17 protein-coding genes and 1 pseudogene are annotated in these 16,110 nt (G+C 46.2%); 10 read left to right on the plus strand and 8 right to left on the minus strand.

The annotated features are described in order from the left end of the window. Positions 1–131 precede the first annotated feature (131 nt). On the minus strand, positions 132–1,226 hold the full coding sequence (gene ychF / locus BST85_RS05830) for a redox-regulated ATPase YchF (protein WP_104812395.1): 1,095 nt from the start codon (positions 1,224–1,226) through the stop codon (positions 132–134). A 128-nt stretch (positions 1,227–1,354) separates the two neighbouring features. Here ychF and BST85_RS05835 point away from each other — a divergent pair, with 128 nt between their 5' ends. Continuing rightward, positions 1,355–1,843 (plus strand): hypothetical protein, encoded by a 489-nt coding sequence (locus BST85_RS05835; RefSeq protein WP_104812396.1) that lies wholly within the window; start codon positions 1,355–1,357, stop codon positions 1,841–1,843. Between the two features lie 3 nt (positions 1,844–1,846). Here BST85_RS05835 and BST85_RS05840 read toward each other — a convergent pair whose 3' ends face one another. The 3 genes from BST85_RS05840 to BST85_RS05850 form a co-directional block, all read right to left on the minus strand. Then, a complete protein-coding gene (locus BST85_RS05840) occupies positions 1,847–2,644 on the minus strand; it encodes an alpha/beta hydrolase (RefSeq protein ID WP_104812397.1) in 798 nt (265 codons plus the stop codon). Further along, the gene (locus tag BST85_RS05845; RefSeq protein WP_104812398.1) at positions 2,637–3,500 is read right to left on the minus strand and encodes an alpha/beta hydrolase; all 864 of its coding nucleotides are present in this window, start codon (positions 3,498–3,500) and stop codon (positions 2,637–2,639) included. Before BST85_RS05845 ends, BST85_RS05840 begins: the two co-directional genes overlap by 8 nt. A gap of 70 nt (positions 3,501–3,570) precedes the next feature. Next, positions 3,571–3,921, minus strand: coding sequence for a 4Fe-4S dicluster domain-containing protein (locus BST85_RS05850; protein ID WP_104812399.1), 351 nt, complete (start codon positions 3,919–3,921; stop codon positions 3,571–3,573). Positions 3,922–3,986: 65 nt separating this feature from the next. Here BST85_RS05850 and BST85_RS05855 point away from each other — a divergent pair, with 65 nt between their 5' ends. The 6 genes from BST85_RS05855 to BST85_RS05880 all read left to right on the plus strand — a co-directional run bounded on the left by BST85_RS05855 (position 3,987) and on the right by BST85_RS05880 (position 8,607). Then, entirely contained in the window at positions 3,987–5,036 is a 1,050-nt protein-coding gene (locus BST85_RS05855) for an acyl-CoA reductase (protein ID WP_104812400.1), read from the plus strand. Positions 5,037–5,155: 119 nt separating this feature from the next. Continuing rightward, a complete protein-coding gene (serC, locus tag BST85_RS05860) occupies positions 5,156–6,223 on the plus strand; it encodes a 3-phosphoserine/phosphohydroxythreonine transaminase (protein ID WP_104812401.1) in 1,068 nt (355 codons plus the stop codon). A gap of 7 nt (positions 6,224–6,230) precedes the next feature. After that, positions 6,231–7,181 (plus strand): D-2-hydroxyacid dehydrogenase, encoded by a 951-nt coding sequence (locus BST85_RS05865; protein ID WP_104812402.1) that lies wholly within the window; start codon positions 6,231–6,233, stop codon positions 7,179–7,181. A gap of 15 nt (positions 7,182–7,196) precedes the next feature. Then, entirely contained in the window at positions 7,197–7,832 is a 636-nt protein-coding gene (locus BST85_RS05870; protein ID WP_104812403.1) for a DUF937 domain-containing protein, read from the plus strand. Between the two features lie 74 nt (positions 7,833–7,906). Beyond that, positions 7,907–8,308, plus strand: coding sequence for a DUF6146 family protein (locus tag BST85_RS05875; RefSeq protein WP_104812404.1), 402 nt, complete (start codon positions 7,907–7,909; stop codon positions 8,306–8,308). Beyond that, a complete protein-coding gene (locus BST85_RS05880) occupies positions 8,305–8,607 on the plus strand; it encodes a DUF6787 family protein (RefSeq protein WP_104812405.1) in 303 nt (100 codons plus the stop codon). Before BST85_RS05875 ends, BST85_RS05880 begins: the two co-directional genes overlap by 4 nt. On the opposite strand, the gene BST85_RS14230 is transcribed toward BST85_RS05880, so the two are convergent. After that, complete coding sequence (locus BST85_RS14230) at positions 8,596–8,790, minus strand: hypothetical protein (RefSeq protein ID WP_146090665.1); 195 nt, start codon at positions 8,788–8,790, stop codon at positions 8,596–8,598. The two genes, BST85_RS05880 and BST85_RS14230, sit on opposite strands and share 12 nt — an antisense overlap. Before the next feature lie 173 nt (positions 8,791–8,963). Here BST85_RS14230 and BST85_RS05890 point away from each other — a divergent pair, with 173 nt between their 5' ends. Both BST85_RS05890 and BST85_RS05895 read left to right on the plus strand, forming a co-directional pair. After that, a complete protein-coding gene (locus BST85_RS05890) occupies positions 8,964–11,363 on the plus strand; it encodes a TonB-dependent receptor (RefSeq protein ID WP_104812407.1) in 2,400 nt (799 codons plus the stop codon). A gap of 33 nt (positions 11,364–11,396) precedes the next feature. Next, complete coding sequence (locus tag BST85_RS05895) at positions 11,397–11,960, plus strand: type 1 periplasmic binding fold superfamily protein (protein WP_104812408.1); 564 nt, start codon at positions 11,397–11,399, stop codon at positions 11,958–11,960. A gap of 48 nt (positions 11,961–12,008) precedes the next feature. Here the strand turns inward: BST85_RS05895 and BST85_RS05900 are convergent, their stop codons facing one another. The 3 genes from BST85_RS05900 to msrA are packed head-to-tail and all read right to left on the minus strand — an operon-like array spanning position 12,009 to position 13,506. Beyond that, positions 12,009–12,317, minus strand: coding sequence for a hypothetical protein (locus BST85_RS05900; protein WP_104812409.1), 309 nt, complete (start codon positions 12,315–12,317; stop codon positions 12,009–12,011). 45 nt (positions 12,318–12,362) lie between these two features. Then, positions 12,363–12,962 carry a GTP cyclohydrolase I FolE gene (folE, locus tag BST85_RS05905; RefSeq protein ID WP_104812410.1) on the minus strand — a complete coding sequence of 200 codons (600 nt, stop codon included), beginning with the start codon at positions 12,960–12,962 and terminating at the stop codon, positions 12,363–12,365. 4 nt (positions 12,963–12,966) lie between these two features. Further along, on the minus strand, positions 12,967–13,506 hold the full coding sequence (gene msrA, locus BST85_RS05910) for a peptide-methionine (S)-S-oxide reductase MsrA (protein ID WP_104812411.1): 540 nt from the start codon (positions 13,504–13,506) through the stop codon (positions 12,967–12,969). 326 nt (positions 13,507–13,832) lie between these two features. Between msrA and BST85_RS05915 the strand changes: the two are divergent. Beyond that, positions 13,833–16,090, plus strand: a pseudogene (locus tag BST85_RS05915) (DUF5916 domain-containing protein). Positions 16,091–16,110: the final 20 nt, after the last annotated feature.

The following is a 16,110-nucleotide window of genomic DNA, read 5'->3' on the forward strand; positions in this document are numbered from 1 at the left end:
ATACACGCTTTTTCCTATTAAGAGAACGGAAAAAACCGATCAAATTTCATCAGCGAGACAAAAAAATCTTCACTGTGAAATGAACGTGAAACAAGAAAATAGGGCAGAATTAGGCCTTACAAATGGAAATATTAGACGTTAAAACGGAAGTGAACAACGTCGCCGTCCTGGACGATATAGTCCTTCCCTTCTACCGATAATTTACCGGCTTCCCTCACCTTTGCTTCACTTCCAAACTGCACATAGTCATCATAACCAATGACCTCAGCACGTATAAAGCCTTTCTCGAAGTCAGTATGTATAACTCCCGCAGCCTGAGGAGCTGACGCTCCCACAGGTATAGTCCATGCGCGCACCTCTTTCTCACCTGCGGTGAAATAGGTCTGTCGCTTCAGGAGCTTATAAGCACTTCGGATCAAACGGGAGGAACCAGCCTCCTCCAATCCTAGATCATCCAGGAAGATCTGCCTTTCCTCGTAGTCGTCCAATTCGGCAATATCAGCCTCAGTAGCTACAGCCAGAGAGATCACCTCGGCATCCTCGTGTTTCACAGCCTCTCGTACTTGTTCCACGTATGCATTACCAGAGGCAGCAGAAGATTCGTCCACATTGCAAACGTACATGACCGGTTTGTCCGTGATCAACTGAATGGGAGCTATGAACTCTTCCCTTTGCGAAGGAGTTAGCTCTATTGCCCGAACTGAGATCCCGGATTCCAATCCGGATTTGACTATTTCCAAGGCTTCTTTCTCTTTAAGCGCCTCTTTGTCGCCTGTCCTTGCCGCCCGAGTCGCCTTTTCCAGGCGTTTTTCGACCGTTTCCAAGTCTTTTAACTGTAATTCGATGTCTATCGTCTCCTTATCGCTGATCGGATCAACCCGGCCATCAACGTGAACCACATTGTCATTGTCAAAACATCTCAATACATGAATAATGGCATCGGTTTCCCTGATATTGCCCAGGAATTGATTACCGAGCCCCTCTCCTTTACTTGCACCCTTGACCAATCCAGCAATATCCACGATCTCTACTGTTGCAGGCACCACGCGCTGCGGGTTGACCAATTCCTCGAGTTTCAGCAAGCGGTTGTCTGGCACATTGACAACCCCAACGTTAGGCTCAATGGTACAGAAAGGAAAATTGGCGCTTTGAGCCCGAGCATTGGATAAACAATTGAACAAGGTGGACTTACCAACGTTGGGCAACCCAACAATACCTGCTTTCATGTGTTGAAATTTTGGCTGCAAATATACAGCTATCCTAGCGAATAGTGATGCCAATAGCCTTCTTAACAAATGGGATTTTGTAAATTAGTTGTATTCAACCTAATCAATAGCCAATAAATTAGTTATATATGAAAGCAACACTACTACTGCTGGTTGCCTCCGTGCTGTTCACCAATGGATGGAGCCAGGAAATTCAAGGTGTCCAAAAAGAAACAGTCACCAAGACCGTCGTAACTAAAGGAGTAACCACAGAGGTTAAGACCACTACTGAATCAAAAGAAACAGATTCGAAGATCATTTTAGAGAAGAACAAGTCGTCAGAGGATGCGAACTACGACTTCAAGGTCAATGATCCGGCAAGTACCACTACAGAGAATGCCAGCCAAAAAGTCAACGCCGAGAACGCCAAGGCCATAGAGGAACTTAAGCGCCAACAACAGCTGGAGATTGAACAGTCCAGAGCCATGCAACTTGAGAAAGCACGAAAGGAGAGCGAAGCGCGCAAAAAACAAATGGAGGAAGAAACACGGCTGCAAATGGAAAAGAACAAGCAGGAACTGGAGAAGCGGGGAGACAAAATGCAGAAATTGAAGAAAACGAAGAAGGACAACCGCTAAATCCTATCGCAATATTTGCCGGATTCGATCCTGGTAAATAGAGAACTCCGCCAGGTCATTGTGACCACCCTCTTCTATGAGGATGAATTCGCTGTTCTTTGGAAATTCTCGCCACAAGGCTTCACCTTGTTCCGACGGGACTACCCGGTCTTGTGTTCCGTGAAAAATCCGAATAGGACAACCCACTCCAGAAGCAAACGAATACGTCGGAAAATTATACTTTAAAAGCCTGTATACAGGTAAAATAGGATATTTATTCTTTACCAATGATTTAAGGCTATAAAATGGCGATTCCAGTACCAGACTTGACGGCGAGTTCCGAGCCGAAACATAGGTCGCGAAGGTGGTCCCCATAGAACGACCATAGACCAGCAACTGCTCCTCGCTGTACCAGTCCAAAGCTTTGACATAAATCAACTGGGCATCATCGTACATGGCCTCAGAGCTTCGCTCTCCGGTCGATTTCCCATAGCCGCGATAGTCCCAGACCAAAACGTCCCAACCTAACTCGGTAAAGGGCTGGGTCAGATCCTTCCAGCGTTCCAGGCTACCTCCATTACCGTGATAATACACAATGATCCCTCTCGGGTCTTCCGCCTTCAGTCTTAAGTAGTTCAGTCTGGCGCCATCCCTGGTAACCAGGAAGCCCTCCTCAAAAGGTGATTGCAGCTGGAAAAGATGATCCTCTTCCAGTGTTTGAGCAGGAAATATCAACGATTCCTGAAAAAAATAAAGACCTCCTAGTAGTATTCCCATGGTAATAACGCCAAAATAAATCCCTTTTCTGATCCTCCTAACCATACTGCTGATCTTGAGATTCCGGGTGGCTGGTAGATTTCAGATCGATCTGCTGCCTTTTGTAATTCATGATCTCGTGGATAACCCGGTGGTAGGATTCGAAGGTATGCAGGTTTTTATGCCCTCCACCTATAACCGGCCATAGCCTGGTCTTTTCCGAATTGATCCGCGACAACTTGACGCTGCTTTTAAAGGGAATCAGCTTATCATTGGTCCCATGGATGATATGGATCGGACATTTCACGTACTGTATCCATTTGTAGGTAGGCATAGGAAAGCGCATGATCAGGGACAAAGGCATGAAAGGGAGATAGCGTTTGGTGACCTTGGTCAGGCTGTAATAAGGTGCATCGAGAATCAACATACGAGGCGAGTTGGTCGAAGCCAGTTTCGTTGCAAAGCCGGAACCCAGGGAACGGCCATATAATATGATATACTCTTCTCTGACCCGTTCTCTGATCTTGTTATACACATATTGCAGGTCGTGTTTGATGTTCTTTTGTGTCCGCCTGCCTGTGCTCTTACCAAAGCCCCTGTAATCGACCATGATCACATCGTATTGATGCCGGGTAAAATCCACTGCAAATTTCCCCCATCCCTTGATGCTTTTTGAGTTTCCCTTTAAGTACAATACTACGCCCCTGGGGTTCTTCGCCTTAAAGTGCAAACCGTTGATCACAGCCCCATCCCGAGCCTCCAGGTTATATTCATCAACCTCCTGGTTTTCATAATAGAATTCAAATTCGGGTGGAAGTTTCTCCGGTTTGAACAGGAAATACTCCTGCAAATAGTACAACAGTATACTAATTCCGAGATAGACACTTAAAACTATGACCAATATGGAAAGCCACCAGACCACTGACCCTAAAATACAAAATGATGTACTTCAGCCGGCACGGCAATCAAAAAACTCGGAATTACGGGATGTGTTATTCGTTGTGCATGAATCGCTGCTTCCCCAGCAATTCTTCTTCAGTTTCCACATTATCCTCGTCAGGGACACAACAATCTACCGGGCAAACAGCAGCACATTGAGGCTCCTCATGGAAGCCCATACACTCGGTGCACTTATCTGGCACGATATAATAGATCTCGTCACTTACAGGTTCCTGGACTATATCCGCATTGACCTCATTACCATTGGGGAGAACGATCTGACCATTGAGGTCCGTACCATCGGAGTAACGCCAATCGTCTGCTCCTTCGTAGATCGCGGTATTCGGGCACTCGGGCTCGCAAGCCCCGCAATTAATGCATTCGTCGGTGATAATGATGGCCATAACTTTTCTTTTTCTTCTAACTTTGCGCAAATTTAAGACCTAGTCCTTCTATCTGCAAACACCTTATGGAATTACAACAAAGAATTAACGCCTTTTCCTTATTAGGCCAGCAGCTTAGAGATTATGTGGATGCCAACCAGGGCAATCATCGGGAGACTGATGAGAAACTAGACCTGGCCTTGGAGCGCTCTAGTCATGCCAATGGCTGGTTTAAGCGGGAAAGTTTACTGTTCGCCTTGAGGCAATGGGGTCAGCTACTCACCATTGACAACCTGGAAAATTGGACGGACCCTTATACATTTACTAAAACACCGCATTATAAGACGGTCGGAGTTGTAGCTGCCGGAAATATACCCTTGGTAGGTTTTCACGATCTGCTCGCCGTGTTGATCAGTGGATCAAACTTGAACATGCGGCAGTCCCGCAACGATAAGTTCTTGCTTCCAGCCCTGGTCAGTATACTGGAATCTGTAGAACCGGCTTTCAAAGGACGAGTAAAATTCACAGAAGATAAATTACAAGACTTCGATGCGGTTATTGCTACTGGCAGCAACAATACAGCGCGATATTTTGACTACTATTTTGGACGATACCCCCATATCATCCGGCGGAACAGGAATGGTGTAGCCGTGTTGGACGGAACCGAGACAAGTGAGCAGCTAGAAGGTCTGGCTGAAGACATCTTCCGTTATTTTGGCTTGGGATGCCGCAATGTTTCCAAGCTGTTCGTCCCTGAGAATTACAACTTTGACGCCTTCTTCCAGGCCATGTATTCCAAACGATCTGTGATCGATCATCATAAATACATGAACAATTACGATTACAACAAGGCTGTTTACCTGATGAGCGATATACCCTTGCTGGATAACGAATTCATGCTGTTAAAGCAGGACGAGGGCTACAGTTCTCCCATTGGCGTAGTATTCCATGAGAGCTACCAGAACCAGGATCAACTGGCGAATAAGCTTATGGAAGACAAGGAACACATTCAGTGTGTTGTCAGTGGTTTAAAACTGGATGGAGCCCTGGATTTTGGCCAGGCTCAGCAACCTGGACTGGATAATTATGCGGACGGGGTGGACACGGTTGATTTCGTGTTGAATACTTCCCGATAATTTCTCAATTTTCTGGCCCTTAATCGGGGGTAATTCACATCTTTGTATTTCCTAAATCGGGACACCTCATTAGGGCGGAATTCGCCGGAATGAAGTGATGGAAATTAAAAAACCAGAAAATGAAAAAGCATAATTTCAGTGCGGGCCCCTGCGTACTGCCGCAGTCGGTGCTACGACAAGCCTCAGAAGCCGTTCTTAATTTCAATGAACTGGATCTTTCCCTGATCGAGATCTCTCACAGAAGCAAGGAATTTGTAGCGGTAATGGAAGAAGCAAGGACACTAGCCCTTCAGCACCTTGGCCTGGAAGGAAAAGGTTACCAAGCTCTCTACCTTCAAGGTGGGGCAAGTACCGAATTCCTCATGGTAGCCTACAACCTGATGAAAAGTAAAGCGGCCTACCTGAACACAGGGACCTGGTCCTCCAAGGCGATTAAAGAAGCCGCCATTTTTGGGGAGGTAGCAGAAGTAGCTTCCTCTAAGCATCAAAACTTCAATTACATCCCCAAAGGATACGATATCCCTGCTGATGCGGATTATTTTCACTGCACCAGCAATAACACCATTTTTGGGACTCAGATCAAAGAATTCCCAAAGACTGATGCACCTTTAGTGTGTGACATGAGCAGTGATATATTCTCCCGGCAGTTGGATTTTGAGCAGTTCGATCTGATCTATGCGGGAGCCCAGAAGAATATGGGGCCGGCCGGGACCACCCTGGTTATTGTCAAAGAAGATATCCTGGGCCAGGTAGACCGGAAGATTCCTTCCATGTTAGACTACCAGGTGCATATAGGAAAGGATAGCATGTTCAATACACCCTCCGTATTTGCCGTCTACGTATCCATGCTAACCCTGAGATGGTTGAATGAACAGGGCGGGATTGCAGGTATGGAAAAGATCAACCAGTACAAAGCAGATCTGCTATATAAGGAGATCGATCGCAACCCCCTCTTCCAGGGCTTTGTCCAAAACAAAGAAGACCGGTCCCTAATGAACGCTACTTTCAACCTGGCCGAAGGCGCCAATAAGGAGATGTTCGACAGCATGTGGCAAGAAGCCGGGATCAACGGACTGAACGGACACCGCAGTGTTGGTGGATACCGGGCGTCGATGTACAATGCCCTAGAACCGGCCAGTGTCGCTGTGCTGGTGGATGTAATGAAAGAATTTGAACGTAAATCTTAATTGAATAATGAAAATACTGGCAAACGACGGAATTTCTCAAAGCGGGGTAGATGCCCTGGAGCACGCAGGCTATGAGGTGATCACAACCAAAGTGGCCCAGGAACAACTCGAAAATTACATCAACGACAATCAGATCGATGCCATTTTGGTGCGGTCTGCAACCCAGGTCAGACAAGATCTGATTGATGCCTGTCCTTCCCTTAAGTTGATCGGTCGTGGTGGTGTTGGAATGGATAACATCGATGTGGCTTACGCCCGGGAAAAGGGACTTCACGTGATCAATACCCCGGCAGCCTCGTCGGCCTCAGTCGCGGAACTGGTCTTTGCTCACCTGTTTGGCGGCGTCCGATATCTCTTCGACGCCAACCGAAACATGCCCCTGGATGGAGATACCAAGTTCAAGGATCTTAAAAAGAACTATGCGGGAGGCCTAGAGTTACGAGGAAAAACCTTGGGGATCGTAGGATTCGGACGAATTGGTCAAGAGGTTGCCAAGATCGCCATAGGCTGCGGAATGACAGTCTTGGCCCACGATCGCTTTGTCGATGAAGCTGCTATCGAATTGGACTTCTTCGATGGGCAATCTGCCACATTCAACATCAAAACAGTCGAATTGAACGAACTGCTTAATAAGAGTGACTTCCTTTCCCTGCACGTTCCAGCTCAAAAGGACTATGTGATCGGCCGGGAACAGATCGCTATGATGAAGGATGGAGCCGCTATTATCAATGCTGCTCGTGGAGGAGTTTTGGACGAGGTGGCCTTGGTGGAAGCACTTGAGAACAAAAAGCTGGCCTTTGCAGCCCTCGATACTTTCGAGAATGAGCCTAAACCAGCCATTCAGGTCCTGATGAATCAAAAAGTCTCTCTCAGTCCACATATCGGCGCAGCTACCAAGGAGGCACAGGATCGAATTGGAACGGAATTGGCCGGGCAGATCAAAGACCTTCTCGGTTAAAAAAAAACAGATATCATGAATGGAATTTTAGATCTATTACAAGGAAGTACTGGAGACATCATATTAAGTGGTCTGAGCCAGGAAAGCGGTCAAAGCAAAGATAATACTGCACAAGTCGTGCAGATGGCATTGCCCATTCTGCTCGGTGCAATGAAGAGAAACTCGAGCACGGAAGCCGGTTCCTCCGGTTTGTTGAGTGCCTTGGACAGCAAACACGATGGTTCCATCCTGGATCATTTAGACGGCTTCTTTTCCGGAGGTGTGGATGCCGATCAAATGGAAGACGGTAACGGAATTCTGGGACATGTTCTTGGTGGATCTCAAAATGGAGTAACCCAGGCCCTCTCCGCAAAATCGGGAATGGACACTGGTTCTATCGTCAAGATCCTGACTGTTCTCGCGCCTATCGTACTTGGATATCTTGGTAAGCAAAAGAGGCAGCAACAGGTGGCTGACTCCGGTGATCTAGGCGCTTTACTAGGCAGCCTGGGCGGCGATGGCAATCAACAGAGTATGATCGAGTCACTGCTGGATGGTGACAATGATGGCAGTATAATAGACGATATGGCCGGCATGTTTCTTGGAGGAGACAAAGGCAGCTCTAAAGGAAGCGGTCTTGGAGGTCTACTCGGTGGATTTTTGAAAGGCTGATCACAGCCTTCATCAGGATGTTAAATATTTCTTAGGATTTCCGCGTTCTTGTGCGGCCTGCTTACCTTTGTGCTATGCGATCCTTTCTGATAGTTCTGGGGGCCATCATAACCATGGCCAGTTGCAATTCTACCAAGAATACGGCTGCGCAATCCAATGAGCAGGTCAGCGATACCATTCGCATTGCTAACGATAGCCTAGAGTACGAGATCATCATCATCGAGAATGGTTTCTACAACTGGTTGGTGACCCAATTCCCGGAGGAGTATTACAGCCTTGGATTCCTAGAGAATCAGAACCGGTTTTACGTAGCGGAATACAATAGGCGGGTGATCAACCCTTTGAGCTTCGATAAGGACCTCTATATTTTCACCATCAATTACGACCCGAAGGTCAGTTATGGAAAGGAGGTTAATTACCTTCTGTATAACTACTTCCTGTATTTTGAAAGGACTTACGATCAGAAGTTGAAATGAAGAAGCTAAAGGCACGCTGGGGAATAGACAGCAATTGGCAGCTAACGGTTATTTTTATCGTATTTGCGATTACCGGGAGTACCTCGGCTAAGTTTGCCGCCCCAATTACAGAGGCTTTGGGAATGAACCCAGAAATGAACGGCTGGATCTACTGGCCGGTGAGAATTCTACTGATATTCCCACTTTATCAAATACTTTTGGTGTTTTTTGGTTGGTTATTCGGAGAATTTGCGTTTTTTTGGAACTTCGAAAAGAAAATGTTGAGATCCCTGGGTTTGGGATTTCTTCTAAAAGAATGAAAAAGAACAGTTTACATCCAATAATTGCTTGTCTGCTACTTGTAGTGCTAAGTTTACCATCGCTGATGGAGACTTATCACGCGACCTGGCATGATCACGCGGTTGTGGAGTGTGAATTAACTGATACCCATCTACATCAGGACCAGGTGGATTGTTCTCTGGACGATCTACAAATGAGTCCATATAACTCTTTTGTTTTCGCAAGTGACATTGAAGTCATCAATGTCGTCGAGTCTGCCGGTTTGATTCGGTACAACTCCAGGATCGAAAACACACTTCATACTCGTTTAAGGGATCGGGGACCCCCCGCGTTGCTTCTTGAGCACCGATTGTAATATTCCCTTAGAACGTAATAAATGAAACCCTTAATAATCGGGATGTTGTGCTTGTACACCACAGCCGGTCTTTCTCAAAACTGTAAGTTCACGCTCACTGGATCAGTGGTGGATTCCCATGATGGAGATCCGCTGGAAGGTGCTGTCATTACTGGTTTTTCAGAAGGTCAGGTCTTCTACACTGACCTGGATGGTCGTTTTTCCATCCCAAACTTGTGTGAGGGTACCTTGGGGTTACAAATCGCTCATCCCGAATGCAAGACACAGGTTTTCACTTTGGAAATTACTGGTGACAGGAGCCGTACTTTCAGGCTTGAGCATCATCTGGAATCGCTCAATGAAGTGATCATTACTGGTAAGTCCTACCAAACCCAGTCCGAAAGCATACTCAATAATGAAATACAACGAGATCAGATCGAGAGATACACCAGTGGGTCCTTGGGAGATGTACTGAAGACTGTTAGCGGGGTTTCCTCCCTTAATACGGGAAACACTATTGTCAAGCCGGTAATTAATGGCTTACATAGTAGTCGAATAACCATTGTGAACAACGGCGTGGTCATGCAAGATCAGGAATGGGGAGCAGAACATGCACCTAGCATAGATGTAAATACGGCCGGTAACATAACCGTTCTAAAGGGAGCATCAGCCCTACAATATACAGGAAGTGCAATTGGAGGTGTCGTTGTAGCTCAACCTCAGCGAGTCGTACTAAAAGACAGCATATACGGTCAAACGCTTCTAAGTGGCGCTACCAATGGCCGTGGAGGAAGCATTAGCAGCTCTCTGGTCTTGGGTACTGAGAAAGGTTGGTTCGCCGAAATTCAAGGTACCTTGAAACGTTTTGGAGATTTTGAAGCCCCGGATTACGTCCTAAGCAATACCGGAGTGTACGAACGGGATATTATGGTTCGTGGCGGAATCAATAAACTACACTATGGTGTGGAAGCCAGTTATTCCTACTTCAGAACAGAGATCGGTATACTTCGTGCCTCTCATTTAGGGGGAGCGGCCGACCAGGTTCGGGCCATAGAAAGTGACCGACCATTGATCATAGAACCCTTTACCTACGAGATCGATGTACCGAGACAAGATGTGACCCATCATACTGGTCGCATTTCATACTTCCAACGTTTAAAGGATATAGGGAAGCTGACGGTTCAGTACGACCTGCAAATTAATGAGCGATTCGAATTTGATGTACGACGAGGGGGACGAAGCGATCGGCCTGCCGTAGACTTATTGCTTACCACCCACCACCTGCATGCTGGCCTAGAAACTCGATTGGATGATCTCACTAGCCTGAATGTGGGATTAGAGGGACGATATCAAACCAATGAGGCAGATCCGTCCACAGGTGTACGCAGGTTGATACCCGATTATGACCAATACGATTTCGCGCTATTTGCCATTGCCGACCGACGCTTATCGGACCAATGGGTTGTCGAAGCTGGGATCCGTTACGATTATCGCTATATGGATGTGCTCAAGTTCTATCGCAAGTCCTTTTGGGAGCAAAGAGGTTATGACGAGGAGTTTCCAGAACTTGTTATTGAAGACTTCGGAAATCAGGTATTGACCAATCCCCAACCTGAATTCTCAAACTTTTCGGCAACAGCAGGAGCAAATTATAGTTTTGGTGACAGCTATGTGTTATTTGCCAACTATTCTTTGGCCATGAGGGCTCCAAATGCCTCAGAACTCTACAGTGAGGGACTACACCACAGTGCATCCAGGATAGAATTAGGTGATCTCCGTTTTGACTCGGAAATCGCAAATAGGATCAACATTACTCTTCAAAAGCAATCTGGACGCTTTAGATTCAGCGTAAATCCATTTCTGAATCTGATCGATGATTACATCCTAATCGAGCCAACTGAAGTGCAGCAAACCATTCGTGGAAATTTCCAGGTCTGGGAATATAGACAAACTAATGCATTCTTAGTTGGATTTGACCTGGACGCCCAATTCGACATCAGCGAAGCCTTTGCCTACAGTGGTCAGTTTTCATTCATCAAAGGATATGATCGAACCTTGGATCTGCCACTGATCAACATGCCCCCGGTAAACACATTGAATGAGTTGATTTGGACGCACCCTCAATTCCACGACTTAAGGATTTCATTACAAAGTCAATATGTTTTTGAACAAAATGAATTCCCGGATAACAACTTTGACGTCTTTATTCCTGAAACTGGTGAGAACGTCGAAGTGGATGTAAGCACCCCTCCTCCGGCCTATCACCTGATGCATTTGAGTGGTGATGCTACCTTTAGACTGAATGACCAGTCCAACCTAAACGTAGGACTTACCATAAATAACCTGTTCGATACCTCGTACAGAGACTACCTGAATCGACTGCGCTATTATGCAGACGACTTAGGACGCAATATTATTTTGAACCTAAAACTTAATTATTAATATTCTAAAATTTCATTCTTAAAATTATTGATTATGAAAACCCTTAAAACGCTTAGTTTAATTTTTGCATCAATCCTGGTAGTTGGATTGACCAGTTGTTCGAATGACGATGACAACACAGTAGAGCCTGTCAATGAGGAAGAAGTGATCACTACCCTGATCGTTACTATGACCTCGGCCGGTAATCCTGACATCACCCTTACGTCTGACGATCCTGACGGAGACGGACCAAATCCACCAGTTATCACTGTGTCCGGACCATTTGTAGCCGGTGCGACTTATCAGGGATCTGTCCGAGTAGAGAATCGAACAGAAGATCCTGCCGAAAATGTTACAGAGGAAGTAGAAGAAGAGGACGACGAGCACCAGTTCTTCTTTAACGCTACTGCTGGTCTGCAATTGACCACCACCTACGGTAACTTTGACGGAGACGGGAACCCACTAGGAACCCAGATCGAAACTGCAGCTGGAACTGCGAGCGCTGGAAGCTGGACCGTTACTCTTCGCCATGTGCCTAAGAAGCCTAACGATGGTACTTTGGCCGATGCAGGTGGAGAGACTGATATCCAGGTAATCTTCCCGGTAACCATCCAGTAATGGATCACTAACTAGCCAAAAAAAGCCTCCGAAATTCGGAGGCTTTTTTTAGTCTAGTATCTCTACTTCTAAAGTTTCAGTTGAAGTGTTCCTTTTCGGTGCCAGTACGAAGGTATACAACCACATCAGGGTAAAGGTTGGGATCACATCCAGACCGGGTAAGATCTCTTCCAGGAATACAACCATACTGGCTATTTTTCCACTGGTCCCGCTATACCAATCGTTCATCTTCTTGGCGGCAAAGGGAGCCCAAAACAGATCGATCACCATCCCTCCTACAGGAATGAACATAGTGGCCACACCAATGGCATCCATGATCAAACCATTTCTCAGTAATCGGTATTTATTTTCTTGCATTTATTTGTGTTTTGAGCTGATATAACGCAAGAAATGTACCAGAAATTATGATAAGTTACTGCCAATCAGTTTTAGGAACTCATTCCGTGTCTCGATCTTCTCAAACTGACCGCGGAAACCGGAGGTGGTCGTCGCACTGTTTTGCTTCTGTACCCCCCGCATGGCCATGCACATGTGAGATGCTTCAATCACTACTGCAACTCCTGCTGGTTTCAGGGTTTTGTTGATACATTCCAGAATGTCATGTGTCAATCTCTCCTGCACTTGAAGCCTTCGGGCGAAAACGTTCACTATTCTGGGGATCTTGCTCAATCCAACGATCTTTCCGTTTGGGATGTATGCTATATGGGCCTTTCCGAAGAACGGCAGCATATGATGCTCGCAAAGCGAATAGAATTCGATATCCTTGACAATGACCATATCGTGATAGTCCTCATCGAACATGGCACTTTCCAGGATCGCACCAGCATCCTGAATATATCCCGAGGTCAGGAACTGTATGGCTTTAGCTGCCCGTTCTGGTGTTTTCTGAATACCGTCCCGGCTGACATCCTCTCCGATGTCTGTCAGGATTCGGCTGAAACTTTCTTGTAGCTCTTCCGTTACTGGTTGAGCGTATTCTTCTAAGAATTTGTACGATGTCATAGCGTTATTTTTTTAGTTTATCGGAATAGAATTCCTTGATCTTTTCAATTTTCGGAGCTACTACAAATCGGCAATACGGCTGATCCTCATTGTCATTGTAATAGTTGTGATGCACTTCTTCCGCTTCGTAAAATTCATCCAGCGGAGTGACCTCTGTCACTATTGGGTCCCTAAAAACCCGACCTTCTGTCAGTAGTTGTATGAACGCCTCTGCCTCCTCGCGTTCAGTCTCGTCCGAATAGAAGATACCGCTTCTGTATTGGGTGCCCACATCATTCCCCTGTCTGTTTAGAGTAGTGGGATCATGGGTAGCAAAGAAAACTTCCAGTAAGGTCTGATAGGTGATCGCTTCTGGATCGTATTCGATGGCAATGGCTTCAGCATGCCCGGTTCTTCCACTACAAACTTCCCTGTAGGCGGGATTTTTAATATGGCCTCCAGTATAACCTGGTCGGACAGATAACACCCCTTCCAAACGTTGAAAGACTGCTTCTGTACACCAGAAGCAGCCATTCGCGAAAATAGTTTGTTTAACTCTTTTCATTAACCTTTAAACAAAATTAACAAATTTTATTTCAACTGTTTAACTCCTTAAGACATTTAACTTTTCATTAGTACGCCTGCCACACGGACTGATTTAGATTTGCGCGTAGCTTCTCATTTAGGGTAGCCTCAACCATTGCATTCATCGATCAATCCAGCAATATGCTCAAAATCAAGCTATTCGCTTTCTTATTTTGTTATTTAACCATCTGCCTGGGACAAGAGAAGAAAACGCTGGAAGCTACCCGCATAAGCACTCCCCCCAAGATTGACGGTATCTTAGACGACAAGATCTGGGAAACCTTACCCGCTTACGGGGATTTCAACATGTATCAACCGGGTAACGAAGGAGAGGTGGATGAAGGATACCAGACCGAGGTTAAGATGGCCTACGACGATAAGAATGTCTACTTCGCGGCCTTTATGTACGACCCCAACCCGGATGACATCCTATCACAATTTTCCCAACGAGATGAGGTCTTTGTGCAAGCCGACAACTTCGTGATCGCGCTAAACACTTATAATGACGGTCAAAACGAAACCCGCTTCTATGTCACCAGTGCGGGTACTATTGGCGATGCAATTGTAGGTCAGAACAATTTCGATTTCTCGTACGATGTGGTATTCGAATGCCGAACCTCCAAGGATCAAAATGGCTGGTATGCCGAATTCAGAATACCTTACAATGCCTTGCGTTTTCCAGAGGTCGAAGTTCAGGAATGGAGTGTCAACTTCTATCGTCGTCTAAACACTAAGAACGAGACTCACACCTGGAATTTCATCGATAATACCGTCGGCCGGGAAACCCAATTCAACGGCTTGGTGAGCGGTGTAAGGGATATTGACCCCCCTATCCGATTGCTGTTCTTCCCATTTGCACAAGGCCTTGTGTCTAGTTTCGACGGAGAAACCGAGACGGATTTCAGTGCGGGAATGGACCTTAAATATGGTCTGAGTGATAGTTTTACCCTAGACGCCACCTTAATTCCAGATTTTGGACAGGTTGCCTTCGATGCAGTCTCACTGAATCTCGGCCCCTTTGAACAGATCTTTGGAGAAAACAGGCCATTCTTCACGGAAGGGACCGAATTGTTTAACAAAGGGGACATCTTTTTTTCCAGAAGAATCGGTAACGGACCGACGGGAAGTATTGGTGAAATAGAAGATTCCGAGGAGATCGTAGAGTTCCCATCCAAAGTCAATCTCCTGAATGCCCTGAAGATTTCTGGGCGCACCCGGGACCAATTGGGAATCGGTATCCTCAATGCAGTGACGGAAGAAACCTTTGCGGTGATCAGAGATACTTCCACAGGAGAGAAAAGGCAGGTTTTGGTAGAGCCCCTAGCCAATTATAATGTCCTGGTGTTCGATCAGCAATTCAACGACAACTCCTCCATCTCTGTGATCAATACCAGCGTGATAAGAAGTGGGAGCGAATTCCGGGATGCCAATGTTACGGGATTTGTATTCGACATAGCGGACAAAGGGAATAAATACAGGGCCTCGGGCCGGGCCATCATGAGTAATGTCATGGAAGATGGTGTAACATCAGGCTTCTTGTCAGAATTCGATTTCTTTAAGACTCAAGGGAATTTCCGATGGCGAGTGGGACACGATTTCGCCAACACCACACTGGATATCAACGACCTGGGGCTGAATTTCCGAAATAACTTCAACAATTTTGTGGCCGGGCCTCCTATCAGATCTTTGAGCCCACCGAATGGTTTAATACCTATCGGATCAATGTTTCGGTGCGCCACCGACGTCTCTACGAACCCAATGTAAAAACCGGAAATAGCTATAACCTGAACTGGTTCTTCGCTACACCAGAGCGGTTTGCTTTTGGTGGATTCCTGAATTACAACGACGAGAATAGGGATTATTTTGAACCGCGTGTCCCGGGCGAATATGTCTTGATCCCAGAAAATCTTGGAGGACGAATCTGGGCTTCTTCGGATTTTAGAAAGAAATTTGCTTATGATGTTGGTCTGGGATGGCGAAACTGGTGGGACGACCCGCAGAGTGCGATCTTTATGGACTTCTCCCCTCGTTATCGTTTTTCGGATAAATTCCTGATGATCTTCTCCACCGATTTCTCTATCCGCGATGATAACTTTGGATGGATAGCCAACAATGAGGATGGGATCTTTTTTGGTCAACGGGATGTAACCTCTTTAGAGAATCAATTGACTGCCAGTTATAACTTCGACCCCTACAAGGCCTTCGACCTGCGTTTCAGGAATTCCTGGTCTACGGCAGACTACAGTGACGGCGTCTTTACAAGGCTGAACGAGGACGGCACTCGTACCCCTGTGGACTATGATATCAGCGAGAACGATCCCAACAGAAACTTCAATATTTGGAACCTGGACCTGAGCTTTCGCTGGCGTTTTGCACCTGGGAGTGAGGCTACCCTGCTTTATCGGAACCAGATCTTCAACCTGGACGCACAATCTACACTTGATTACGGTCAAAGCCTGGAGAATCTGTTTGATCAACCCGGGCAGCATACCGTGTCACTTCGCGTAACTTATTTTGTGGATTACAACAATATCAGGGGATGGTTCGCCAAATCCGAATCTTAATCTTGGCATTTCTGGTCCAA

Origin of the sequence: Aureitalea marina, assembly GCF_002943755.1 — a bacterium.
GTDB lineage: Bacteria > Bacteroidota > Bacteroidia > Flavobacteriales > Flavobacteriaceae > Aureitalea > Aureitalea marina.